General features: G+C 42.2%; 25 protein-coding genes. 3 read left to right on the top strand and 22 right to left on the bottom strand.

What is annotated here, in order from left to right; genetic code table 11:
- Nucleotides 1-10: 10 nt before the first annotated feature.
- The 20 genes from L2748_RS05835 to L2748_RS05930 form a co-directional block, all read right to left on the bottom strand.
- Nucleotides 11-1,444, bottom strand: a complete 1,434-nt coding sequence (locus L2748_RS05835; protein WP_276516339.1) for a sigma-54 dependent transcriptional regulator — start codon at nucleotides 1,442-1,444, stop codon at nucleotides 11-13.
- Between the two features lie 277 nt (nucleotides 1,445-1,721).
- On the bottom strand, nucleotides 1,722-2,132 hold the full coding sequence (gene fliS, locus L2748_RS05840) for a flagellar export chaperone FliS (protein ID WP_220782815.1): 411 nt from the start codon (nucleotides 2,130-2,132) through the stop codon (nucleotides 1,722-1,724).
- A gap of 6 nt (nucleotides 2,133-2,138) precedes the next feature.
- Nucleotides 2,139-2,465 carry a hypothetical protein gene (locus L2748_RS05845; protein ID WP_220782816.1) on the bottom strand — a complete coding sequence of 109 codons (327 nt, stop codon included), beginning with the start codon at nucleotides 2,463-2,465 and terminating at the stop codon, nucleotides 2,139-2,141.
- A gap of 22 nt (nucleotides 2,466-2,487) precedes the next feature.
- Nucleotides 2,488-3,852 (bottom strand): flagellar filament capping protein FliD, encoded by a 1,365-nt coding sequence (fliD, locus tag L2748_RS05850; protein ID WP_220782817.1) that lies wholly within the window; start codon nucleotides 3,850-3,852, stop codon nucleotides 2,488-2,490.
- Nucleotides 3,853-3,893: 41 nt separating this feature from the next.
- Complete coding sequence (locus L2748_RS05855; RefSeq protein WP_220782822.1) at nucleotides 3,894-4,274, bottom strand: flagellar protein FlaG; 381 nt, start codon at nucleotides 4,272-4,274, stop codon at nucleotides 3,894-3,896.
- A 145-nt stretch (nucleotides 4,275-4,419) separates the two neighbouring features.
- Nucleotides 4,420-5,238 (bottom strand): flagellin N-terminal helical domain-containing protein, encoded by an 819-nt coding sequence (locus L2748_RS05860; RefSeq protein WP_220782818.1) that lies wholly within the window; start codon nucleotides 5,236-5,238, stop codon nucleotides 4,420-4,422.
- Between the two features lie 312 nt (nucleotides 5,239-5,550).
- A complete protein-coding gene (locus tag L2748_RS05865) occupies nucleotides 5,551-6,372 on the bottom strand; it encodes a flagellin N-terminal helical domain-containing protein (RefSeq protein WP_220782529.1) in 822 nt (273 codons plus the stop codon).
- 92 nt (nucleotides 6,373-6,464) lie between these two features.
- Nucleotides 6,465-7,655 (bottom strand): flagellar hook-associated protein FlgL, encoded by a 1,191-nt coding sequence (gene flgL, locus L2748_RS05870; protein ID WP_220782530.1) that lies wholly within the window; start codon nucleotides 7,653-7,655, stop codon nucleotides 6,465-6,467.
- A 45-nt stretch (nucleotides 7,656-7,700) separates the two neighbouring features.
- The gene (gene flgK, locus L2748_RS05875; RefSeq protein ID WP_220782531.1) at nucleotides 7,701-9,623 is read right to left on the bottom strand and encodes a flagellar hook-associated protein FlgK; all 1,923 of its coding nucleotides are present in this window, start codon (nucleotides 9,621-9,623) and stop codon (nucleotides 7,701-7,703) included.
- 40 nt (nucleotides 9,624-9,663) lie between these two features.
- Complete coding sequence (flgJ, locus tag L2748_RS05880) at nucleotides 9,664-10,791, bottom strand: flagellar assembly peptidoglycan hydrolase FlgJ (RefSeq protein ID WP_220782532.1); 1,128 nt, start codon at nucleotides 10,789-10,791, stop codon at nucleotides 9,664-9,666.
- A gap of 28 nt (nucleotides 10,792-10,819) precedes the next feature.
- Nucleotides 10,820-11,911, bottom strand: a complete 1,092-nt coding sequence (locus tag L2748_RS05885) for a flagellar basal body P-ring protein FlgI (protein WP_220782558.1) — start codon at nucleotides 11,909-11,911, stop codon at nucleotides 10,820-10,822.
- Between the two features lie 41 nt (nucleotides 11,912-11,952).
- Nucleotides 11,953-12,627 (bottom strand): flagellar basal body L-ring protein FlgH, encoded by a 675-nt coding sequence (flgH, locus tag L2748_RS05890; protein WP_220782533.1) that lies wholly within the window; start codon nucleotides 12,625-12,627, stop codon nucleotides 11,953-11,955.
- Between the two features lie 22 nt (nucleotides 12,628-12,649).
- The gene (gene flgG / locus L2748_RS05895) at nucleotides 12,650-13,438 is read right to left on the bottom strand and encodes a flagellar basal-body rod protein FlgG (protein ID WP_220782534.1); all 789 of its coding nucleotides are present in this window, start codon (nucleotides 13,436-13,438) and stop codon (nucleotides 12,650-12,652) included.
- Between the two features lie 10 nt (nucleotides 13,439-13,448).
- A complete protein-coding gene (gene flgF, locus L2748_RS05900) occupies nucleotides 13,449-14,192 on the bottom strand; it encodes a flagellar basal-body rod protein FlgF (protein ID WP_220782535.1) in 744 nt (247 codons plus the stop codon).
- Between the two features lie 195 nt (nucleotides 14,193-14,387).
- On the bottom strand, nucleotides 14,388-15,749 hold the full coding sequence (gene flgE, locus L2748_RS05905) for a flagellar hook protein FlgE (RefSeq protein ID WP_220782537.1): 1,362 nt from the start codon (nucleotides 15,747-15,749) through the stop codon (nucleotides 14,388-14,390).
- Between the two features lie 89 nt (nucleotides 15,750-15,838).
- A complete protein-coding gene (gene flgD, locus L2748_RS05910; RefSeq protein WP_373317229.1) occupies nucleotides 15,839-16,603 on the bottom strand; it encodes a flagellar hook assembly protein FlgD in 765 nt (254 codons plus the stop codon).
- A gap of 88 nt (nucleotides 16,604-16,691) precedes the next feature.
- Complete coding sequence (gene flgC / locus L2748_RS05915; protein WP_012276534.1) at nucleotides 16,692-17,108, bottom strand: flagellar basal body rod protein FlgC; 417 nt, start codon at nucleotides 17,106-17,108, stop codon at nucleotides 16,692-16,694.
- 2 nt (nucleotides 17,109-17,110) lie between these two features.
- Nucleotides 17,111-17,509 (bottom strand): flagellar basal body rod protein FlgB, encoded by a 399-nt coding sequence (gene flgB, locus L2748_RS05920; RefSeq protein WP_220782539.1) that lies wholly within the window; start codon nucleotides 17,507-17,509, stop codon nucleotides 17,111-17,113.
- A 153-nt stretch (nucleotides 17,510-17,662) separates the two neighbouring features.
- Nucleotides 17,663-18,496, bottom strand: a complete 834-nt coding sequence (locus L2748_RS05925) for a CheR family methyltransferase (protein ID WP_220782540.1) — start codon at nucleotides 18,494-18,496, stop codon at nucleotides 17,663-17,665.
- Nucleotides 18,497-18,632: 136 nt separating this feature from the next.
- Nucleotides 18,633-19,553, bottom strand: coding sequence for a chemotaxis protein CheV (locus L2748_RS05930; protein ID WP_220782542.1), 921 nt, complete (start codon nucleotides 19,551-19,553; stop codon nucleotides 18,633-18,635).
- Between the two features lie 193 nt (nucleotides 19,554-19,746).
- On the opposite strand from L2748_RS05930, the gene flgA reads away from it, so the two are divergent.
- From flgA to L2748_RS05945, 3 genes are all read left to right on the top strand, one after another.
- A complete protein-coding gene (flgA, locus tag L2748_RS05935; protein ID WP_220782544.1) occupies nucleotides 19,747-20,520 on the top strand; it encodes a flagellar basal body P-ring formation chaperone FlgA in 774 nt (257 codons plus the stop codon).
- 76 nt (nucleotides 20,521-20,596) lie between these two features.
- Entirely contained in the window at nucleotides 20,597-20,914 is a 318-nt protein-coding gene (flgM, locus tag L2748_RS05940; RefSeq protein WP_220782545.1) for a flagellar biosynthesis anti-sigma factor FlgM, read from the top strand.
- Between the two features lie 86 nt (nucleotides 20,915-21,000).
- On the top strand, nucleotides 21,001-21,426 hold the full coding sequence (locus L2748_RS05945; RefSeq protein WP_220782546.1) for a flagella synthesis protein FlgN: 426 nt from the start codon (nucleotides 21,001-21,003) through the stop codon (nucleotides 21,424-21,426).
- 75 nt (nucleotides 21,427-21,501) lie between these two features.
- On the opposite strand, the gene L2748_RS05950 is transcribed toward L2748_RS05945, so the two are convergent.
- Both L2748_RS05950 and L2748_RS05955 read right to left on the bottom strand, forming a co-directional pair.
- Nucleotides 21,502-21,948 (bottom strand): LPP20 family lipoprotein, encoded by a 447-nt coding sequence (locus L2748_RS05950; protein ID WP_220782547.1) that lies wholly within the window; start codon nucleotides 21,946-21,948, stop codon nucleotides 21,502-21,504.
- On the bottom strand, nucleotides 21,949-22,569 hold the full coding sequence (locus tag L2748_RS05955) for a FlgO family outer membrane protein (protein WP_220782549.1): 621 nt from the start codon (nucleotides 22,567-22,569) through the stop codon (nucleotides 21,949-21,951).
- Nucleotides 22,570-22,753: the final 184 nt, after the last annotated feature.

Below are 22,753 nucleotides of genomic sequence, written 5' to 3' on the forward strand. Positions count from 1 at the left end.
AAAAAACGTATCAGTCTTTGCTTAAGCCATACTTACGCATTTTCTCAACTAATGTTGTTCGACGAATGCCCAACATCTCTGCTGCACGAGCAACTACATTATCTTGTTGATCTAGTGCTTGCCTGATCATATCAATCTCAAGCTCTGCAAGCAGATCTTTCAAATTAACACCTTCTGGTGGTAACTCACTTGGAAAACGCGTTTCCGGTATATCAATGGGTTCTTCATCATTGAAGATAGAAGCTAGAGCGTCGCGCTCCAGTTGTTCTTCACTGACTTCAACACAATATTCAGGCACGTCGATGTGACGGTATTTGATCGGTAAATCATTAACATCAACCAATCCACCAGGATATAAAATAGTAAGTCGTTCAACTAAATTTGATAATTCACGTACGTTACCAGACCAAGCGTGTTCTTTTAGGGATTCTATAGCACGCTGTGTAAAACGAACCCGTCCACGTCCTTCATTATAAACGCGGCTAACTAGCTCCTGTAACAATAACGGAATGTCGTCTTTTCGTTCGCACAAAGCAGGCATTTCGATTGGGAAAACATTCAACCTGTAATAGAGATCTTCTCTAAACTCACCTTCCTCAATCATACTTTCTAGATTACGGTGAGTAGCTGCAACGACTCGAACATCAGCACTAATGGATTTACTTCCACCAACACGTTCAAACATGCGTTCTTGCAAAACACGTAATAGCTTAACCTGCATTTGCAGTGGCATATCACCTATTTCATCTAAAAATAACGTGCCCTTTTCAGCAAGTTCAAAGCGACCTTTACGCGCGCTTATTGCGCCTGTAAAAGATCCCTTTTCATGCCCAAAAAGCTCACTCTCTAATAATTCAGGAGGAATAGCACCACAATTGACAGGTATGAACGGACCGTCTCGACGCTCCGATATATAGTGAATATTGCGCGCAACGACTTCTTTACCCGTCCCAGATTGACCAAGTATTAGCACCGTTGCTTCGGAACTGGCTACTTGATTAATAAGATGACGAACATTGGCGATACCATCGCTTCGTCCAACTAAACTTCTAAATAATTTAGTCTGATTACCACTAGTCGGAATATCAGGGCGTTTAACCTGACCATAAACCTGACAAAAATGCAGTAGCTCAGTTAATTGCGGATAATTTAATGGTTCTTCTATACTACCGAGAATATTCGACGCTTTTATATCGTCTCTTTCTCCAAGTAATAAAAATGGTTGCCACGGAAGCACCCCAGCAAAAGACTGAAGTATTTCTTTTCCTTGATTTTCAGACGGCAAAACAATCGCTCGAAAACGCGTTTGTTTAGTATATGCTTCAAGTTTATCAAAATCGATCAACTCGACCTGCTCACCCAAAAATTCAAATACACATGACAAGCGACTAATTCGCTCAGACTTGTTACCTACAAGTAGGATTCGTTGATCTGTTTGCATCATTCCGAAGGCCGTAAGGCTCAAATATTTCAGCGCATTAATTATTAGTGTTGGTTGCTTTTTAAAGCGAATTGTTAAAGCTAATAGTTGTCTATATTATTTATCTACTTAGCTTCAAGTTAGAATAGTGTATTATCAGCCCGTCATTAGCAAGCCCCTGATGACCTTTATGAGAAACTGAATTGTTTTTAGCTTAAAAAGTCCGCACTCCTGCCCCGCTTTGTCAGCTTTTTGACAGTTGACAAAAAGGAGGCGTCAAAGCCTCCAAAACAATCACGCACTATAAATTACTTGCGTGCGAATCGATATGATGTTTATCGGCAGGAATAGCATCCCACCCTTCTTTAATCGTTCTAAGAATATCACTGACGTCATCTAAAGCTGCTACATCATTATTCATATTCGCTTCAGAAATTCTACGTAACATAAAGTCATATAAGTCAGTTAAATTCTGCGCTATCTCACCACCAGCCTCCATATTTAGACTATTATTTAATCCGGTGATGATTCCAACAGCTTTACCAATAAAAATCCCCTTATTTGCAAGATCCCTATTTTCAATAGCATAACGACTTTGTGCAATTCGCTGCAGCGCTCCGTCAAACATCATCTGGATAATTCGATGTGGTGAAGCCACTAGAATTTCATTTTCTAACGACACTTTACGATATGACTGGAGAGAGCTTCTCATTTAAACCTACCTATTCGAATCTATGTTTTTATAAACGTTTAGCTGTCGCTTACTTTTACTTCCCACATGGAGCAAAGATTGCCTGTGCTCTTTTAGTGCCATCGCTTTTTCTTCAAATGAACGAGTAAGCATTATTTGCTTTTTTAATTCGTCTTCATCTGCCGCGGTCGCACTTGCAAATACATTGGTAAGTAAAAATTGACGCTTCCCGACTAACAACTGCAAATTTGATACCAAATCGTCAGTAGATTCATCTTCTGCTGGGATCTGATTAAGTTTATCTAAAAGCACTTCTAGTTCTTCATTTAACTGATTTAAAGATGAGTATGGCAAGTTTGCCTCCACTGCTTATTGACTATGAACCTACGACGCCAGGTAATGAGTTCAGTCTGTCAACCAAACCAGCACTCTGTTGATTTAATTGCCCCACAACAAGATCCATCGCATTAAACTGTTTAAATAGCCGTGCTTGTAACATCTCCATTTTCAAGCTAAAGGATTCACGCTGTTCATCCAATCGTTTCTGGTCATTTGTGAGCGCATTATCACGACTATCGATTAAGCCACCGGATTTAACATAACCCTCTACCAAGTTATCTAGGCTGGTTGCGATGCCAGTATCAGGTGTCGTAAATAGTCCCTCTAGTGATCCCATATCTTCAGCAATGACTTTATCTAGCTTTTCGTCATTGATAGACATTTTTCCGTAGCGATCAGTTTCGATACCTATGTCATAAAGGGCTATCGTTTCTCCGTCAACATCAACTCGACTACTGATCATATTTCGCATTTGAGATTCAATAGAGCGGATCATTGAGTCACCTTGCAATGCGGCCGACTCCTCTTTTTCTGAATCATACTTGGAGAGACTAGATATTGACTCAACTAGCGTATTGTATGCATCAACAAAACCCTTTACATTCTCTTTTACAGCCTCATTGTCTTGCTCAACTTTCAATGTCGAAGTTTTGCCTACATCTGCGTCAGTCAGAGACAAAGTTACGCCCGTTATCGCATTTTCAATTTCATTGCTTTGTGCTGTTACTTTTTGACCATCAATATGCACGATGGCATTTTTTGCTTCTTGCAGTGTTTCTAACTTACCAGCCCCAAACATATCATTAAGTCCAGAGCCTACAGTGTCTGTTGCGGTAACACTGACTTGATTATCAGTGCCAGTCTCATCAGAGCTAAAAACGAGTCGACTGCCACCATCACTTTTAATGATTGTCGCGGTCACACCAGAGTTATCAGCAGACTCATTCACTTTCTTAGCAATAGCTTCGAGTGAATCCCCCGCCTCAACGTCTACAGAAAACGCTTTGCCATTAACAGAAAGATCAAGCTTACCCTGCCCGACAGCAGCCGAAGCATCCGCAACATTGCCACCAGCAACTTTATGCTGCTGAGCTAACTGCTCAACTTGAACCTGATAACTTCCTGATTGCGCATTTTTATCGGCACTTGCAGTAAAATAGCTACTATCACCCGTTGAGACCTTACGAATATTCAATGACTCAGGGTCACTCAGCTTTTCTAACGCATCCTGGAAAGTTGATAATTGACTCTTAAGAGTCCCTATCGCCGACACCTTAGCTTCTATCGTTGCTTCTGTTTTATCAAAAATTGCTTCTTTAGGTACTTTTTCAGCATCAACTAACACTTTAACAATGGTGTTGATATCTAATCCGGAACCGATGCCAGTTGCTGTTAATGCCATTTTCTTCCCCTAGAGAATTAGTTTAATTTTTGACGCCAAAACTAGGCTTCAGTTTTAAGCAAAGATCCCGCCACTTCTGCAAGTTTCTGCGCAAGTTCTAATGCTTCTTCATTTGGGATCTGCCTAATGAGATCACCGGAGTCTACGTCCATTACGCTAACAATACTCTGACCTGATTGTTCATCAACTTTAAAAGCAAGTCCTTTACGCATCAATGACATCATATCGCTCAACTCATTAGCGACATCGTGTAAATCCTGCTCAGCGTTTTCGCTTTCATTTAAAGCGAATCCGACATCTTCCGTTTTGCTGGCTTCATCTGTACGCACAGCACTTGATTGCTGCTCGACTTCAATCCCTGTCGAGTTCGAATCCAATTTTACAGGTGACTGGATCACGGTACTTGTAATATTTACGTCCATTGTCATATTTTACCTCCATCACGATGTTGAGACGCCTACCTCTATTTATTAACGCCCTATTTCGAAAACAACAAGGGGAGACTCATTAGAATCTCCCCTTTAAAACTGCAGCTTTAACTCAAGGCTCTCCTAATGAGTACCTAAATTAAAGAAGAGATAATGCCACTTGTGGCAACTGATTAGCTTGTGCAAGCATTGCTGAACCAGTTTGCTGTAACACCTGGCTCTTAGTCATTGAAGACGTTTCTTTAGCAAAGTCGACGTCAACAATACGGCTCTTAGCATCCGCTACGTTTGCCTGAGTATTGGCACTGTTGCTGATGTTGTGTGCTAGGCGGTTTTGAACAGCACCTAAATCTGCACGTTGATTATCGATTGTTTTAATCGCAGCATCAATCTTACCTAACGCTGATTGACGGTTTGCAGAACTTGTCAGGTTTAGACCACCAACAGATAAAGTTGTAGCATTAACGGTTTTAACTTGAACCTTAATATCTTCACCTTTCTGGTGACCTACTTGGAAGCTCTTGCCCGCAGAAAAGTCACCCGTCATCAACTTAGTGTTACCAAATGCAGTTGTACTACCAATTGAAGTAATCTCAGTTGCCAATGCATCAATTTCTTTTTTCAGTGCCGCCACGTCATCAGTACTGTTTGCACCGTTAGAAGCCTGAATAGTCAGGTCACGCATACGCTGAAGCATGTTTGTTTGCTCCTGCATCGCACCTTCTGAAATTTGCGCAATTGAGATTGCGTCATTCGCATTACGCATACCAACATCTAAACCACGAACCTGTGAATCTAGACGGTTAGAAATCTGAAGACCCGCAGCATCGTCTTTCGCACTGTTAATACGAAGACCACTTGATAAACGCTCCATTGAAGTAGCCAAACCTTGGCTAGAAGCATTCAAGTTCTTTTGCGCTTTCATAGAAGTCACGTTTGTGTTTACTGTAATAGCCATAATTTGTTTCCTCTTAAAATACCTGGCTTTAAAACTTGCCTGTCTATTTACGCCAGGCGGGTCTATTGGGTTACAGTAACTTTAACGGCCGCGAGTTTTTAATCTTTAGCTGTTTTTATCATAAAAAATAAATAAATTAAAAAATACATTAAATTCATACAATTAGGGTAAGGGTGCACGCTTAAAAGCAAAAATCCATATTCCCCGATTAACGAGCAATATGGATTTAATTTCTACAGTAAAACTCAAATTTAGATTAAAGTCATTTCAAATAAACAAGCTAATTTCGTCAGCTTTGTTAACTTTATTCTACTAACCAAGCAATGATAGAGCGACTTGTGGTAGCTGGTTAGCTTGAGCAAGCATTGAGCTACCAGTTTGCTGCAGCACTTGGTTTTTAGTCATAGCAGCCGTTTCTTTAGCAAAATCCACATCCACAATTCGGCTCTTTGCATCGGCTACGTTAGCTTGAGTGTTAGCACTGTTACTAATGTTATGTGCCAGACGGTTTTGGACTGCACCTAAGTCTGCGCGTTGATTATCAATCGACTTAATCGCATTATCAATTTTACCTAACGCAGACTGTCTAGTCGCAGATGAAGTCAAAGTTAAGCCACCGACAGACAATGTTGTTGAGTTCAACTCAGACACTTGTACGCTAATATCTTCACCTTTTTGGTGGCCTACTTGGAAACTCTTACCCGCAGAAAAATCACCGGTCAATAATTTAGTATTACCAAATGCGGTCGTATTACCAATAGCTGTAATTTCTTCGGCTAGAGCATCGATCTCTTTTTTTAGTGCCGCAATATCATCAGCACTATTTGCACCGTTAGAGGATTGAATCGTTAAGTCACGCATACGTTGCAACATGTTGGTTTGCTCTTGCATTGCACCCTCAGCAATCTGTGCAATAGAAATAGCGTCGTTTGCATTACGCATACCAACATCAAGACCACGAACTTGAGAATCTAAGCGGTTAGAAATTGCCAGACCTGCGGCATCATCTTTAGCACTATTGATACGCAAACCACTCGATAAACGCTCCATCGACGTCGCTAGCCCCTGGCTTGACGTGTTTAGGTTCTTCTGCGCTTTCATTGATGTAACGTTAGTATTAACGGTAATAGCCATTTTGATTTCCCTTATCTAAATTTTCGCCAAGACTGTAGGCTTGGCTAATTTCGGTTAATTTGAATTCTAATTATTGAGGCCTAGTGTTTTGCTTAAATATAATCAAACAAAGACACTGTCCCGACCTTAGTAAAAACGCTTGATGCGGCAGATAGAGCCTGTTGCTGCTGCTCTAATTGCGTTATCGCCTCGGCGTAATCTAAATCTTCCAACATAGATAAAGCCGAGTTATTAACAATCTTCTCTTCTTCATGAGTTGCCGCGTAACTGTCTAAGCTCTTTAAGCTGTTTCCGGCGACCCCTCTTGCAACATCCAGTTGGTTCATTCCACTATCAATGTTATTCAACATCTGTGCCAACTCTGACTTACCTGCAGGCGTATTTACTTTATTAGGGTCTTCAATTAAGGCTATTGCGCTATTTATTGTATCGAGCAAACTCGCTTCAGGCTTATGTTCCATCGTAAAGGAATCACCCGAGGCAGGCTTTCCATCTAGCTTTACTTCTATTCCGTTAAAAGACACAGGATTATTAGGATCAAATGCTGGAACAGTTGTCACTAACGTATTTGACGAGTCTTTGACTTCTAAATTGGCACCGACCATCGTAAAAGTGTATGTGTCGGCAACATGGGCTGCAGAATCTGTCACTTTTGCACTTTCAACGCTAAATTCACCGCTCTGGCCAGCCAAATAATTGACGCTGTAATCACCTAAACCATTAGGGGCATTCATAAAAGCAAGATCACCAGGAATATTAGCGCCTACGGTGGTGCCGGAGGCAATAACACTCTCTCGCACTCCACTGTCACCGTTGTAAACTGCGTTACCACTGGCATCAAACTCAAAAGGTTGGTTACCCGTATTAAAACCACCAAATAGATAATTACCCGATTCATCTTTACTGTTGGCGATTGTCATCAGCTCTTCAAGGCTACCACGCAACTCATCGGCAACAGTTTGCCGATCGGTATCGCTCAATGTGCCGTTTACCGCTCTAAGCAATTGCTCTCGCACACTGCTGGTAATCGTTGTAGCACTGCCCAGTTTGCTTTCAGATACCGATAAACGGTTTGTTGCATAGTCAATATTCTTAAGAAACTGATCAACAACAGCATTTTGTTGATTAAGATTCCCTATCCCCGCTGACGCAACAGGATCATCTCCAGCAGTATTCACACGCTTGCCTGTCGACAGTTGCTCGATAATCTGGCTTGTTTGTGACTGCTTATTGGTCACACTATTAATGTTTTGGTGAAACATTTGCGCGGTAGAAATTCGCATAATCTTAATCCCTAAATCCTGTTTCTAACTTAATCAGCCAATGTGTTAGCGCAGTGAACTAAACAGAGTGTTAAAAATCTCATTTGCCGTGGTCATCAGTCTCGCAGATGCTTGATAAGACTGTTGAAAACGCATTAGATTGGCCGCTTCTTCATCTAAGTTAACCCCTGATACACTTTGATTTCGAGTATAGGCTTGGTTATAAATAGCCTCAGCCGAACCCATTGATATTTCAGCAGACTTGGCTTTGCTACCGACATCAAGTTTGGTATCTTCAAAAACATCATTCAGGGTTGTTTTCCCACCATTCATCAACTTAGCTTCATTAAGCTTTGCCATGTTGACCATGTTGGTATTGTCGCCCTCGGCAAAAGATAGGTCGAAAGTGAAACGCTCTGCTGTTGTGGCTGTAGAATCAATCTCAAAGGTAAAGCCATGCGCGGTAATGTTTGGCGGTGTATATGGCGCTGCAGCACCGAGAGATGTGCCGTCGACATCAAACACTTCATAAGTTGGCGGCGTGGCTGACGGGTCAATCTCGAATGTAAGCTCAGCGCCCTTTATTGGGAAATTAGCGGCATTTCTATCGTTAATACTGACAAGGCTTACCTGACTATTCCCGGTATTGCCGGCATCGGCCGTAATTATACTGCCGGCAGCAGCGATCCCCTTAGGATCGGTCATTTCAACAGATAGTGAAGATGCTGCACCAGAAGTGGGTCTTATTTCAAAGGTATCACCTGATGCTAATGCCCCTGCATTGATATTAATACTAAAGCCATTAGCGCCTTCTAACTTAGTACCGTTTAAAGTCAGTGGCGTAATATTGCCGCTAGCGGCATCTTTTAGCTCATAGGTTGATGGAGCAGTGAACTTTAATTCATAACTACTGCCGCTTAACTCTCCAACATCATCAATATTGACACCTAAGACAGCCGTGCCAGTATTAGTTGAAAGCGCACCAACTCGTCCAATTTGCATTGATGGATCGTTAATGTCAGTGAAAATATTAGCGCCCACTTGACCATTTAAGTCAAAGCCTTGTTCCTGTGCTTTGTTAAACGCATCACTCACACCTAAAGCAAACTGACCAAGCTCCATTTGTGACGGCAGTAAAGTTTCGTCACGGTAATTAACCAGGGCTCCTAACTGTCCGCCCACCTTAGTCGCATCTACCACCATGCTCTTATTGCCTGACTGTGCGGTGATCTGCAGTTCGTTAGGATAAGGATCGCCTTGCGAGGTACCCATTTGCATCGAGATCTCACCCGACACCAACATAACAGAACCACCCAACATGATACTTTTTGCACCAGAGTCTAATGGCACCACGTTAACTGAAGCGTATTCGCTAAGCTCCAAAATCAATGCATCTTGTTTATCAAGCAACTGCATGTCTTGACCTTGAGACTTCATTAGCTCACGGTTAATATTGCCTAATTCAGTACTGATCTCGTTAATGCGGTCGGTTACTGCGGCTATTTGATCATTAGTTTGCGTCATTTGACCATCAAGGTGGCCTTGCATCTGGTTAACGGCACTGGCTAATTGATTCGCACTCGTTAAAAAAGAGCCACGCATCCCCATATCATCAGGTATGTCGGCTAAAGCGTTCATACTTGCAAAGAAGTCATTAAGGCCTTGTGGCACCGCTTTACCGAGTTGGGAAAAGATCTGGTCTAATTCGCTCATTTTACCGAACGTAGTTTGTGACTCACTCATAGCCGTTGAGCCAATACGTAACTCCCGAGTCGCGTAATCATTGTAGACACGCTTAACATCGGAAACATAAGTACCCGCGCCATAAAAGTCATTACCCATACGTTGAGAGTCGAGTGCTGACTGAGAGACAACTTGCCTGTTATAGCCAGCTGTATTGGCGTTAGCGATGTTGTTACTCGTAATAGCAAGCTGAGACTGAGAAGCCAGCACGCCAGTGCGAGCAATATTCATTAAATCTAAAGACATAACTGGCTCCTTGCTTTAAAAGGTTGCACAACTGGATTTATCATTGCTTAACCCCTTGTAAAACATCTTTAAAGTCTCGAGTAATGGTTTTCATCACTTGAATAACCTTATCGGCATATTTAGGATCGGTTGCATAACCTGCATCTTGCAGCGAACGAATAAATGCCTGCGGGTTACTTGCTTGTTTCATCGCGTCTTGATAGCGCTCACTGTTGGATACAAACGACACAAAGTCGTTAAAGCTTTGACCTATGTCTTCATACACTCTGAAATTTGCTTGCTGTTTAACCGCGATACCTTGCTCATATTCCAAAGTACTCACTGACGCTTTATCACCTTGCCAGCGGCTATCTGCTTTAATATTAAATAAGTTATTGCTCTGCTGCCCTTGATGACCTTTAACCACTTTTTGACCCCAACCCGTCTCTAAGGCTGATTGAGCAATCAAGACTTCTGGTGTCGTTCCTAGCGTTGCCGCCGCTTTTTCAGCATGGGGGTATAAACGTGATACGAACTCATCTTGGCTGGTAAAGTTTGCTTGAGATTTATCGCCGTTGACTGCCGCTGACGGCAATACTTTGCCACTCAAGATTGAATCTAAGGTTTGCGGTTTGGATGCGATACTTATCGGCGCTGCCGTTGCTAATACGGCATTACCATTAGCACTTGCCAATTGATTAGCTTGTGGACTCACTGCAGCTGCAGCCATTGGTTTAATAGCAACATTGACACTTGAATCGCCACTGGCGACACGTCCCGTAGGCATTTGCAGCATATCTGGCTTATCCATGGTCAAAGCCGCGGCTTTAGAACCACCATTGATATCACCACGTAGCACTGATGCTGGTGTCATCGGGCTGTTAGCTGGGTCTAGTTGCTGCACCATTAAGTCAGCCAAGCCCAACATACCTTCACCCGATAAGTTCAACGACATCTGCTGATCGTGCATCTGCTCATAAAACTTAGTGTATTGGCTGTTCATCGGGCTGTCTGACTCAAAGACAGCATTGGCGTCACGCATGCTTTGCATCAGCATTTGTACGAAGATCCCTTCAAATTGTTGGGCAACTTCTTTTAACGCGCTGGTTTCATCTTTTTGCGCTCTGGATCTTAAAGAGTCCAAGCCTCCAAGATCCAGAAATTGCGATGCGTTCGACAACTTCTCCATGACACCTTTCCAATAAAACTGACAATTTTTAGATAATTATCAGTTCACCATGCAAAGCTCCTGCCATCTTTAACGCTTCTAGAATTGCAAGTACATCTGAAGGGGCTGCACCAACCAAGTTTACCGCCCTAACCAGCTCATCTAGCGTGGTTCCAGGGTTAAACATAAACATGCGGCTATCTTCTTCAGCCACATCAATGGTGCTATCTGTTGTAACTACTGTTTGCCCATTGCCGAATGGATTAGGTTGAGAAACCTGTGTGGCCTCGGCAATAGTGACGGTCAAACCGCCATGTGTTACGGCGGCTGGCAATAATTTGACGTTTTGACCGACAACAATTGTGCCGGTACGCGAATTAACAATGACTTTTGCTGACTCTTCTGCAGGCTCAACTTCAATATTTTCAAGTGTAGCCAAAAATGAGACGCGTTGAGACACATCCCTTGGAGCACTCACTTGCACAGATGCTGCATCAAGCGGTCTAGCCATACCAGGACCAAGCAGATCGTTAATCGAATCAGCCAAACGTTTAGCTGTAGAAAAATCAGCGCGGCGCAGATTGAAGGTTAGGTAGTCACCCGTCGAAAACGGCGTGGCTACCGTTCTTTCAATGATCGCACCATTGGGAATACGACCAACAGTTGGTGTATTTTGAACTACCTTAGAGCCGTCCATACCTTCAGCACTAAAACCACTGACGACCATGCTACCTTGAGCAATTGCGTACACATTACCGTCGACGCCTTTTAGAAAGGTTTGCAGTAGCATGCCACCACGTAAACTTTTAGCTTCACCTAAGCTAGATACTGTTACATCCAAAGTCTGTCCAGGCTTAATAAAAGGGGGCATATCAGCACTTACGGCAACTACCGCAACGTTTTTAATCTTAGGTTGAAAATTATCAGGCAAGTTAATGCCAAAGTTTTTCAACATGGTTTTAAAAGTTTGTTGGGTGTAGCGAGTCTTCTCACCTGTACCAGGTAAACCTACCACTAAACCGTAACCTATCAACTGGTTACTACGCACCCCCTGCACATTAGCGATATCTTTAATTCGTTGTGCATGAGCTGGTGCGGTTACAGCAAGAATGGCACACAGCAAAACCAATTTTAATTTCATCATCCTAAATCCTTAGCTAGACGCAATATTCATTGCAATATCTAGAATGGCCACCAGCTACCCATAAAGAACGAAGCTAACCAACCCACTTTTTGAACTTCTGCAAAAGTGCCTGTACCACTATATTGAATACGCGCATTAGCGACACGCTGTGAGTCAATGGTGTTGTCTGGTCTAATATCTTGTGCTCGCACAATGCCGGTAATACGCACAAACTCATCACCGTTATTGATACTTATCCACTTTTCACCACGAATAACCAAGTTACCGTTATTTAAGACTTGCATAACGTTAGCTGAAATACTGCCAGATAAGCTGTTGCTTTGGTCGGCATCAGATTCACGCTTGGTATTCATACTATCTTTGTAGCGCAAATCAATTGGATTACCACCAATGGTCACATTACCGCCACCCGCATAAATCGGGTCAAGTGAAAGATCGGTGCCTTTAGATATCTCATTATTAGCACTCTTTTTCGCCTGAGTTTGCTCCATTAAATAAACCGTAATGATGTCGCCCACTTTTAGCGCTTTAATGTCAGAATATAGGCTTGATGCTTGGCTATCTTGATACATAGAACCTGTCGCAGCGATCTTAGTTGGCGGTGCCTCCGGATACACTGGCGCATAATAAGGGTCATCAGCTATCGGCTTGCCGTTAGTTGAATTACATCCTGAAATCACTGCAACAAGGGCTAAAAGCCACAAATGCTTCATATTCAACGCCTCTTAAAAGTGCTTAAAGGTTTTGGTTAACGTAAGACAACATCTGGTCAACAGCAGAAATTACTTTAGAGTTCATTTCATAAATCCGCTGACTCTCAATTAAATTCACCAACTCTTCCGTTACATTAACGTTGGAGGTTTCCAGCGCGCCTTGACGGATAGCGCCCATGCCGTCGAGTGATGCAGTGCCTTGAATAGGTGTACCACTTGCGCCCGTCTCTAGGTAAAGGTTTTGCCCCATAGGATCGAGTCCTGACGGATTAATAAAGTCAGAGATTGCTAGCTGACCAACCACTTGGTTTTCAGCATCTCCAGGCATTTTCACTGACACTTCACCTTCAGCCGAAACCGTAATACTGGTAGCATTTTCAGGAATAGTAATAGACGGTTGAATCACATAGCCCGAACCTGGGGTCACAATTTGCCCTGTCTCATCTAAGCTAAATTGACCATTACGAGTGTAAGCCGCTGTGCCATCAGGAAGCTGAACTTCAAAAAAGCCCGGCCCCTCAACCATTAAGTCCAGTGAATTATCTGTGGTTAGCATGTTACCCTGAGTAAACATCTCTTGAGTCGCTACCACCTTGGTACCCGAACCAATACTCAGACCGTTTGGCAACTTAGTATTTGAGGCACTAATACCGCCAGCTTGGTTTACGTTCTGATACAACAGATCTTCAAATACCGCACGACTCTTTTTAAAGCCAACAGTACTTGCGTTGGCCACGTTATTAGAAATAACTGAAATATCGGTTTGTTGAGCGTCTAAACCAGTCTTACTTATCCATAAAGCGGGATGCATAGTATCTCTCCTAGCTTATGCGCATTAAGGCAGAAGACGCGCGATCGTTCTCTTCTGCTGTTTTCATCATTTTGACTTGCATCTCAAATTGACGCTGTAAGTCAATCATGGATACCATTTCATGTACTGCATTTACGTTGCTGCCTTCAACAGCTCCGCTGACTAACCCTACATTTACATCTGCCGGCGCATTTTCACCTGACATTAAACGAAACAAACCATCTTCCCCACGCATTAAATTTTCGTTGCCAGGGTTGACTAATTTGATACGTGCAACCTCTTCAATCACTTCAGCGGTAGCACCTGAGGGGCGAACAGAGACGATTCCGTCTTGGGAGATCTCGACTTTTTCAATTGGCAGTGGCAATACAATAGGGCCGTTATCGCCCATTACCGCAGTGCCTCTGTCGTTTCGTAGCACACCAGTATGATCAAAGCGTAGACTACCCGATCGCGTATAAGCTTCACCGCCGTTTTCAGACTGTACGGCTATCCAGCCATCGCCTTTAACTGCGATATCTAAATCACGGCCTGTGGTTTTTATCGGACCGCTAGAAAAGTTAGCTGACGGAGTTTCAGTCATCGAAAAAACGCGTGTGGGTAAACCTTCGCCAAAAGCTTGCATTGAACGAGCTTGCGCTAGGTTTGCTTTAAAACCATCGGTATTTGCGTTTGCCAAATTGTTGGCACTTACCGCCAACGAATTCATATTCTGTTTTGCGCCGCTCATGGCGACATAGAGTAACTTGTCCACTTAACACTCCGTCAAACTTCCGTCTAAACAACAAGAAAGCAAGCTTCATGCCAAACTAATAAGTCAGTGATAAAAAAGGTGTAAATAATCGTAGGTAGCAGAAATGGATCAAGAAAGGCTGAAGTCTGCAGAGTAATAGAGGAAACACGTTGCCATGCGGCAACGTGCTAAATACTATTTATCCGCAAAAGATAATTAACGAATCTGCAGAATCGACTGTTGCAACGTGTTATTCACTTCAAGGGTTCTTGAGTTTGCTTGGAAGTTACGTTGTGCAGAAATCAAATCAACCAACTCAGTCGTTAAGTCAACGTTCGACTGTTCTAATGCTGATGAACGTACACTACCAAAGGTGCCGCTATTCGCCTCACCGGCTAATGCGGGACCTGAATCTAAACTTGCTTTCCAAGAAGTATTACCCGCTTGTGTTAAGCCTTGTTCGTTAGCAAAACCAACTAAAGCCACTCGTGCTAAAGGCACAGTTGAACCGTTACTGTAGCTAGCATTAATAAGACCATCTGCGCCTACTTCAACATTGGTAAGACGACCAACAGTCGTGCCATCTTGAGTCAATTCGGTCACTTCAAATGGTGATGCGAACTGAGTTGGGTTATTAAAGTTAAGTGTCAGCTTTTGTGAGCCATCTGCGCCTGGTCCTAACACATTGGCACCACCAACCCCTAGCTCTTCAGTCGTAATCACTGCCGGGTCGCTGGTCTTATAACCACCAGTAGAGTTAAATGACACTGCAGCACCTTTCCAGCCCGCGGCATTTTCCGCTTTTTCAGTAGCATCAGCTGCACCGTCACCATCGGTATCCGTTTTATATTCACCAGCATCAGGATCAAGGTTCACTGGTTTACCATCAACCGCATAAAAGGCAACCCAGTTACTTTCATCATTGTGCGCCGCATTAGGAGGACGAACAAAGTAAGAAGTCAAAATATGTGGTTCACCCAATGAGTCATAAATGGTCACTGAGGTTGAGTTGTTAAATGTTTCTGGATCATCAGGATCAAAGGCTGCAGGGTCTAACGTCCCCTCGCCCGCATTCAGGTTCATCTGAATACCAACATTATCGGTTTTAACCGGGCTACCTGCAGTGTCTGGAATTTGCACTGGCTTGGTCGTCGTCAAACTCACAGATGTTGAATTACCTTCTTTATCAACTGGAAAGGTCTGTAAATAATTACCAGCTGAATCAACGATATAATTATTAGAGTCAAATTTAAATGCACCAGCACGCGTAAAAGAATGGTCTTGCGAGCCTACTTCTGATGAGGTAACAAAGAAACCACCGCCATTAATTGCCATATCAAGCGAATTATTAGTAAATGCCATACTGCCCTGATGGAATTGCTGAGCAACTTGACTGGTTGTAACACCACCACCCACTGCTGTTTTACTATTTGAGAAAATAGAGTTGGCATAAACATCAGCAAATTCTGCACGTGATTCTTTAAAGCCTGTGGTGTTAACGTTAGCAATGTTGTTTGCCGTGGTATTTAGATCTTTCTGTGCCGATGAAATACCGCTCAAAGCAATGTTAAATGACATGGTTCACCTCAATTCTTATATAATTCGATTTTTGAAAATGGCTTAAGTTAATATTGCAAGTACCATTTCAATACACATCTTTAAATTTATTAAGTCTCTGATACAGCAAGAACATCACCGATCTTAATGCCGCCGACACCACGTAGGTTCAAGATTGCGCCTGTTGCAGCATTGCCTAATGACACACTTGATACATGGGCGTAGGTCGAAACAGGTAACTCTTCACTCTTGCCATCTACCTTGCCGCTTGCTTTAAAAGAGTAATTACCTTCAGCAACGGGTTGACCATTTTTATCGAGACCATCCCAGCTCACATCAATGTTACCGCCTTCACTGCCATTAACGGTAAAGGTGTCAATTAGCTGACCTTTTTCATCTTCAATGCGCACCGTTATCGATTCTATTGACTCAGGGGTACTGATAATCCCTTTCATACTTGGGTCTTCAGCAGAAATATGCCCCGTGTCTGATGGAATCAATACTTTTTGCCCAACTAAGCCCGATGCCTGCAGCGCCTGGCTAGAGCTGGTTAATGCATTAAGATTAACAATCTCTTCATTCAGCTTAGTGATACCGTCTACTGTCGAAAAAGAAGCCATTTGCTGGATCATCTGGTCATTTTCAACCGGTTTAAATGGATCCTGCATCGACAACTGCTGACTCAAAAGGGAAAAGAAATCCTCTTGGGTTAACTCTTGGTTATTAGCTTCTGGGACAGCACTTTCTTCAGGTAGACGTAAACCGTCAAGAAAAGGGTTACCCGTTGAAGTTTGTTCAGTATTGGTCGCAGCAGCCACATTACTTTGCGTTGCTTGGCTTGTTTGCGATGAAATAGGGTTGCTCTGAGGCGCTATCCCACCAACTTGAGTAGCCCCTGGCGCTGCCGGTGTTCCGGTAAGCGGATTAATAAGGCTCAAAATTTACCTCCAGCTTTCACTGAGTTTATTTGCCTATTCGAAGAGTCTGCTGGAGCATAGATTTAGCAGCTTCAGTGACTTGTACGTTCATTTGATAAGAGCGAGAAGCTGAAATCATGTTAGCCATCTCCTCCATCACATTCACATTGGGTTTGTAAATAAAACCATCTGTGTCCGCCATAGGATGGTCTGGCGAGAATTCTTTATTAAGCGGTAAGTCACTTTCAACAATACCTTTAACGGCAACAGAAGCAGACGCACTTTGATGTTGCTGAGCTTTGCTCATCTCTGCTTCAAAAATGGGGTGACGGGCGCGATAAGTCTCTCCAACACTGCTTGAGACAGAATCAGCGTTAGCGATGTTACTGGCGGTTGTATTCAGTCTGACAGACTGAGCAGACATACCTGATCCCGCAACATTAAATATATTAAATAAGCTCATAATTAATCGCCTCTAATCGCTTTTTTCATGCCCGAAAACTTACCGTCTAAAAAACCCAGTGACATTTGATACTCAAGTGCATTTTGCATAAACGCCGATTGCTCCTGCTGAATATCAACAGTGTTACCATCGCCTGTATCTGGTTGATTAGGGACTCGATAGCCCATATGCTGCTGACTTAGCGCTGCTAAATCAAAATGCTTACTATCACTTTTGCTCATAGTGATGCCAGATTGCTTTGATTGCGCAGCATTCATTGCCTTAGAGAAATCAACATCACGGGCTTTATAGTTAGGAGTGTCTGCGTTAGCTATATTTGAAGATAAGACTTCCGCACGTTGAGAACGAATACCCAAAGTGTGTTGATGAACCCCTAATGCTTTATCAAAACTAATCGCCATAAAATTGCCTCCTAAGCTCCATGACAAGAATAAAGCAATACTTGTGCCAAATAATTAAAATAAAGAGAGAATTTGTATTAAAACGTAGAAATGAAATCGCATAGATATAAAAAACGCGCCATTAGAGGCGCGTTAATTTGATTGATTCAGGCATTAGGCCTTTTTCTGATAATAAATACCTGGATTACAGCGAACCATATCAAACTCGTCAGATAAGCCAGCAATAGATTCAGATGCACCTAAGAATAGAATGCCATTAGGATTTAACGCGGCAGCAAATTGCCGTAATATTTTCCGCTTTGCCTCTGGCGAAAAATAAATCAAAACATTGCGACAAAAAATAATGTCAAACTTACCAAGTAAGGTATAACTTTCAAGTAGGTTGTGCGCTCTAAAGTTAACCAAACGCTTCACGTTGGCTTTAACTTGCATATTACCTGACGGTAAAGCATCAAAAAACTGACGCTTGCGTTCATCCGATAACCCTCGCCCAAGCGCTAAATTATCATATTCTGCGTTTTTACAACGTTCTAGCATCGATGGTGATAAATCCGTCGCTAAAATATTTGCCCCCGCAGTTAAGCTGCCAGGTTTACGTTGTTGGTGTTCTAAAATACTCATGGCCAAAGAATAAGGTTCTTGACCTGACGAACATGCTGCCGACCAAATTTTCACCGGGCGACCTAAACGATTAAAGTTAGGTAAAATTGAAGTAGTCAGTAACTCAAAAGGATAGCGGTCACGAAACCATAATGTCTCATTGGTTGTCATGGCATCAATCACCTCAGTGCGCAATTGACGCTCTGTCGGTTTCATTGAATGTTTAACCACATCTGACAAAGAGGGTAAATTGTACTTACCCATTAACGGTGCTAATCGGCTTCGCACCAGATATTGCTTGTTTTCTCCCAGCACAATACCGCTATGCTGCTCCAAGAATAATCTAAATTGATTGTACTCATTCTCAGCGAGAGATTTATTCGACACACTTACATCCTAATTAGTTAAAACGAGCCGTATTAGCTAAGACTGCATTCACTACAGCAAAAATGAACGCAGCGTTATACCTTAGCAACCTAGGAAACACAAGTAAGACCAGCCCCTATATTGCTTTGTGTAGTAATTAAAGGCTCAGGTGTTTATTAACTGCAGCAGCTAACTCATCGGGATTAAATTTAGCAATAAAATCGTTAGCCCCTACTTTTTGTACCATTGCCTGGTTAAACACACCACTTAATGATGTATGTAAAACCACCTTAATGTTTTTCAGTTTTGGATCATCGCGGATCTCAGCTGTTAAGGTATAACCATCCATTTCTGGCATTTCAATATCTGAAATAATTAACGGGATCTCAGTTGAGACATCATCAAGTTCTTTCGCTATAGCCCTTAGTTTGTCGAGTGCTTCTTTACCATCTTTAGCTGTATCAATCTGTAAATCAAGTGACGTTAATGCGCGAATGATTTGCTTGCGCGCAACCGATGAATCATCAATAACCATAATATGGTAATGCTGATCTCTATCAATAGTTAATGCCGCATCAAGCTCTTTACTGGTATTGGTATTCACTGGCGAGATTTCATCAAGAATTTTTTCTACATCTAAAATTTCAACCAATTCATTGTCAATCTCAGTCACTGCAGTCAAATAAGATAGCTTACCCGCCCCTTGAGGTGGTGGCATAATGGCTTCCCAGTTCATATTAATGATGCGCTCAACTGAACTCACTAAAAAGCCCTGAATACTGCGATTATATTCTGAAATAATAATAAAGCTATTGGCGATATCTTCAATTGGACGCCCGCCTGTAGCGGCGCTTAAATCAATAACAGAAATCGTCATGCCCCGCACATGAGCAACACCACGCACATTAGGATTAAGTTTAGGGAGATTAGTTAAAGGTGGGCACTGTAATACTTCTTTAACTTTAAATACGTTTATACCAAACCTTTGACGTCCATTAAGTTTAAATAACAATAATTCTAAGCGGTTTTGCCCAACCAGTTGAGTCCGTTTATTTACTGATTCAAGAATATTCGACATATCGTTTTTGCCTTTTACCTATTTTTAATAGGGCTATATCTATTCGTTTAGTGGTGTTACGAAATACACCTTAATACAGGTAACAACAAGTCTAGTACCGCATTTAGGCACACTACTTGCTTATCAACATCGTTCAGAGCCAGTAAGACTATTTTCAGTCAAACTAATGACGCCCACTACGCAAAGGATAACGATGACTGCAGTCCATAAAAATACACAGTATAGTAGCATTCTAGCGAATCAAGCGACTGCATTCATTAGTAATTTTTACTTTGCTTTGCTTTTCATCACGCTTTTGTTACCTATACGTGTATTTGCAGCTGAACCTGCAAGTATTCCATCTATATCGACCATTTCCCGATTAGCTATAGCCGCTGTAGAAGAAAAGATTGAAGCCCCTGACAAAGCAAAAATACAGATTACCCCCCAAAGCCTAGATACAAGGGTGAATCTGCCAAATTGTTATCCCCCCATTACCGCAGAAATTGCTAGCGACAGAGCTATCCGACGTAACAACACAGTTAAAGTTAGCTGTAAAAGCCCTGATTTAAGCTACCCTTGGCAGATTTTCCTTTCGGTTAGAGCAGATATTCTTTACCCAGTCGTCGTAGCAAAATCGACTATGGGACCAGGAGACTTACTCTCCAACAGTGATATAGAAATTGAATATATTGATCAAACCAGTCTACGTGGTCATCAGTTTGAAGAAACACAACAGGTTGTTGGCGCTCGATTGAAAAGACGTGTAATACCTGGGCAACCTATTTTTGCGAACCAATTATGTATTATTTGTAAGGGCGATAGCGTATCAATTTATGCTCGTTCTAAAAATTTTCAAATAAAGACCGTTGGTGAAGCCCTTCAGGACGGTAATGTTGGTGATAAAATCCGCATTAAAAATAGTCATTCACATAAAAATCTAGATGCAAGAGTTACTGGTGTTGGTCAAGTCGAAGTAAGAATGTAAAATATGTCTAAAGTAAAGTGTTACGCTGCCGATAGCATGTGTAAGAAACTATTTTTATTGAATGTTGGATTTCAAAATGGCTATTGATATTAAACAAGTAAATCCTCATGCCAACTCTCGAATTGGTACAGGAACAAGCGCTAAGGGAATGGCTTCCCAAGCGACAACGACTCACGCTGCACCAACGCCGCAAAAAACAGATTCGGTTTCAATTACTGCGCAAGCTCAGCAGATTCAAAACGTGCAAACTAAGATGGCTGATATGCCTGACGTTGACCAAAATAAAATAAATGAAATAAAAGCGGCCATTGCCGAGGGCCGTTACAAAATCGACCCTGAAAAGCTAGCAAGTAATATTGCAAACTTTGAAAATGAACTTAAAGATTTAAATTAGCTCTGCGAATCAAGTTGTTAGCTGTTATGTAAGTATACGAGGCAAAAACAGACAACAGCGCCTGAGAAAAATTTAATAAGGTTATTATGACAAACTTATCTCAACTCATTAGCTCACAACATCAAGTGTTGGTTGAGCTAAACGCGGTTATCAGCCAAGAAAAGCAAGCGCTTCACGCACAACAAGCAGATGTATTGCTGTCTTTAGCCAACACTAAAGCAAACTTACTTGCTAACTTGCAGAACAATGATGAGATGATTGCAGCGCAACCCGATCTTGCCTTATTAAAAACTGATCCTGAGCTATCTCTGCAAGTTAACAACAGCAAAGCACTACTTGCACAATGCCAACAGCTCAATGCTGAAAATGAATCATTAATCGAGTTAAGTTTAGCCAGCTTAAATCGTTTCTCACAGGCGCTACAAGTTAGCCGAAATGCCTCTAGCCTGACCTATGACGGTAAAGGTAAAACCTCTAGCATTTCAACTTTAGGTAATAATTTAAAAGCCTGATAGCCTCGATCTGCACGCTAAGCAAAAAGCCGACATTATTGTCGGCTTTTTGCTTAGTATCTTTCATTAAACAGCTTAAAAATAGGTCACACTCTTTACTCGCTGTGAACGATGTTGCTGTTGATATAGCGCCCAGACTTGTTCGAAATCTAACTCCAACTCAGTAACGTAATGCTCCCCAGCAGGATAGCTTTTAACGACTTTAGCCCCACGGATCACACCAGATACCGATGCATGTACCTCATCAGTTGTTAGCATCCAATCACTCACTTGGCTGTTAGCGTGTAATTGCTGGCCGTATACTTGCTCGGCTAATTCTCGATAAGCCGCTATTTTTGATGCCTGCATTGCCATTAATACTCGTTGAGACTGCTCTTCTGCCGGCTGCGTAGCAAGTGGGGCATAACCTATTGCAGTCAATTTAGGAAAAGAACTCGGCGCTTGTGTTTCATATTGAACATAGCGGTCTTGCATTGAGCAAGCTGTTAGCATTAATACGCCACATAAAACGATAACTTTCATCTATTTATCTCCGACTATTTCAACTATATGCTCTCCCTGTTGAGCATTGCGATAAAGCATACCGTGCTTAGCGATCACTTTTTGCGACAATCCCATGTACTCTGGCATGTCGCTAACGTTAACAAATCCTTGCGTCGCAGAGACAACACGATTATTAGTCACATTTACCACGCGGCTATTTAATGCGATCCCCGCATTAGTTAAGCTCATCGTTGATACTACGACATGCTCTACAGCAACATCAGTAGGTAACTCTTGCCAATCTCGAGTTAATATAAAATCACCACTAGGGGTCACCTTCAGTGCATCAGCCACATTAATATCAACAAGATTAAATTGATGATCATGTAAAGCAGCTATCAAACCTTGCTGTAACTGCAAGCCAATTGCATTAGTTGTTTGCATATCATCAACGACTACAGGGGTCGTCACAATAAGTGGCTGATTAGAGCGAAGGCTATCATTCTGGCGCACTAGGTCATTCACCATCTGCTGCGCGATATGATTAATTGCCCCGGTCTGCGGTAGACCATAACCACTTTCAGTCAACTTCTCGACATCCGCTGAAGTATTACAGCCACAAGCGAACAATAACGGTAAGATAATAATAGACTTATGCATGTATAACCCATACAAAGAACGACGGTGTATAAACAACCACCACTCTTCTAAATAAAGACACTGACAATTTTATCGGCAAGTAGAATGAAAACTTTATGTCTAAAGTTGATAATAAAGTACGACTATAAAAACTAATAACTGCCGTCTACTCAAGACAAGCCTATGCCAATGACAGCCACCAATC

The organism is Shewanella sairae, from assembly GCF_023283535.1.
Lineage (GTDB): Bacteria > Pseudomonadota > Gammaproteobacteria > Enterobacterales > Shewanellaceae > Shewanella > Shewanella sairae.

Coding starts and splice junctions, on each gene's coding strand:
- L2748_RS05835 (WP_276516339.1), bottom strand. CDS start 1,444: ATGATGCAAACAGATCAACGAATCCTACTTGTAGGTAACAAGTCTGAG.
- fliS (WP_220782815.1), bottom strand. CDS start 2,132: ATGAGAAGCTCTCTCCAGTCATATCGTAAAGTGTCGTTAGAAAATGAA.
- fliD (WP_220782817.1), bottom strand. CDS start 3,852: ATGGCATTAACAGCAACTGGCATCGGTTCCGGATTAGATATCAACACC.
- L2748_RS05855 (WP_220782822.1), bottom strand. CDS start 4,274: ATGGACGTAAATATTACAAGTACCGTGATCCAGTCACCTGTAAAATTG.
- L2748_RS05860 (WP_220782818.1), bottom strand. CDS start 5,238: ATGGCTATTACAGTAAACACAAACGTGACTTCTATGAAAGCGCAAAAG.
- L2748_RS05865 (WP_220782529.1), bottom strand. CDS start 6,372: ATGGCTATTACCGTTAATACTAACGTTACATCAATGAAAGCGCAGAAG.
- flgL (WP_220782530.1), bottom strand. CDS start 7,655: ATGCGAATTTCTACCGCGCAAATGTTTCACCAAAACATTAATAGTGTG.
- flgK (WP_220782531.1), bottom strand. CDS start 9,623: ATGTCTTTAGATTTAATGAATATTGCTCGCACTGGCGTGCTGGCTTCT.
- flgJ (WP_220782532.1), bottom strand. CDS start 10,791: ATGGAGAAGTTGTCGAACGCATCGCAATTTCTGGATCTTGGAGGCTTG.
- L2748_RS05885 (WP_220782558.1), bottom strand. CDS start 11,911: ATGAAATTAAAATTGGTTTTGCTGTGTGCCATTCTTGCTGTAACCGCA.
- flgH (WP_220782533.1), bottom strand. CDS start 12,627: ATGAAGCATTTGTGGCTTTTAGCCCTTGTTGCAGTGATTTCAGGATGT.
- flgG (WP_220782534.1), bottom strand. CDS start 13,438: ATGCATCCCGCTTTATGGATAAGTAAGACTGGTTTAGACGCTCAACAA.
- flgE (WP_220782537.1), bottom strand. CDS start 15,749: ATGTCATTTAACATTGCTTTGAGCGGTATTTCATCGGCACAGAAAGAT.
- flgC (WP_012276534.1), bottom strand. CDS start 17,108: ATGAGCTTATTTAATATATTTAATGTTGCGGGATCAGGTATGTCTGCT.
- flgB (WP_220782539.1), bottom strand. CDS start 17,509: ATGGCGATTAGTTTTGATAAAGCATTAGGGGTTCATCAACACACTTTG.
- L2748_RS05930 (WP_220782542.1), bottom strand. CDS start 19,553: ATGTCGAATATTCTTGAATCAGTAAATAAACGGACTCAACTGGTTGGG.
- flgA (WP_220782544.1), top strand. CDS start 19,747: ATGACTGCAGTCCATAAAAATACACAGTATAGTAGCATTCTAGCGAAT.
- flgM (WP_220782545.1), top strand. CDS start 20,597: ATGGCTATTGATATTAAACAAGTAAATCCTCATGCCAACTCTCGAATT.
- L2748_RS05945 (WP_220782546.1), top strand. CDS start 21,001: ATGACAAACTTATCTCAACTCATTAGCTCACAACATCAAGTGTTGGTT.
- L2748_RS05950 (WP_220782547.1), bottom strand. CDS start 21,948: ATGAAAGTTATCGTTTTATGTGGCGTATTAATGCTAACAGCTTGCTCA.
- L2748_RS05955 (WP_220782549.1), bottom strand. CDS start 22,569: ATGCATAAGTCTATTATTATCTTACCGTTATTGTTCGCTTGTGGCTGT.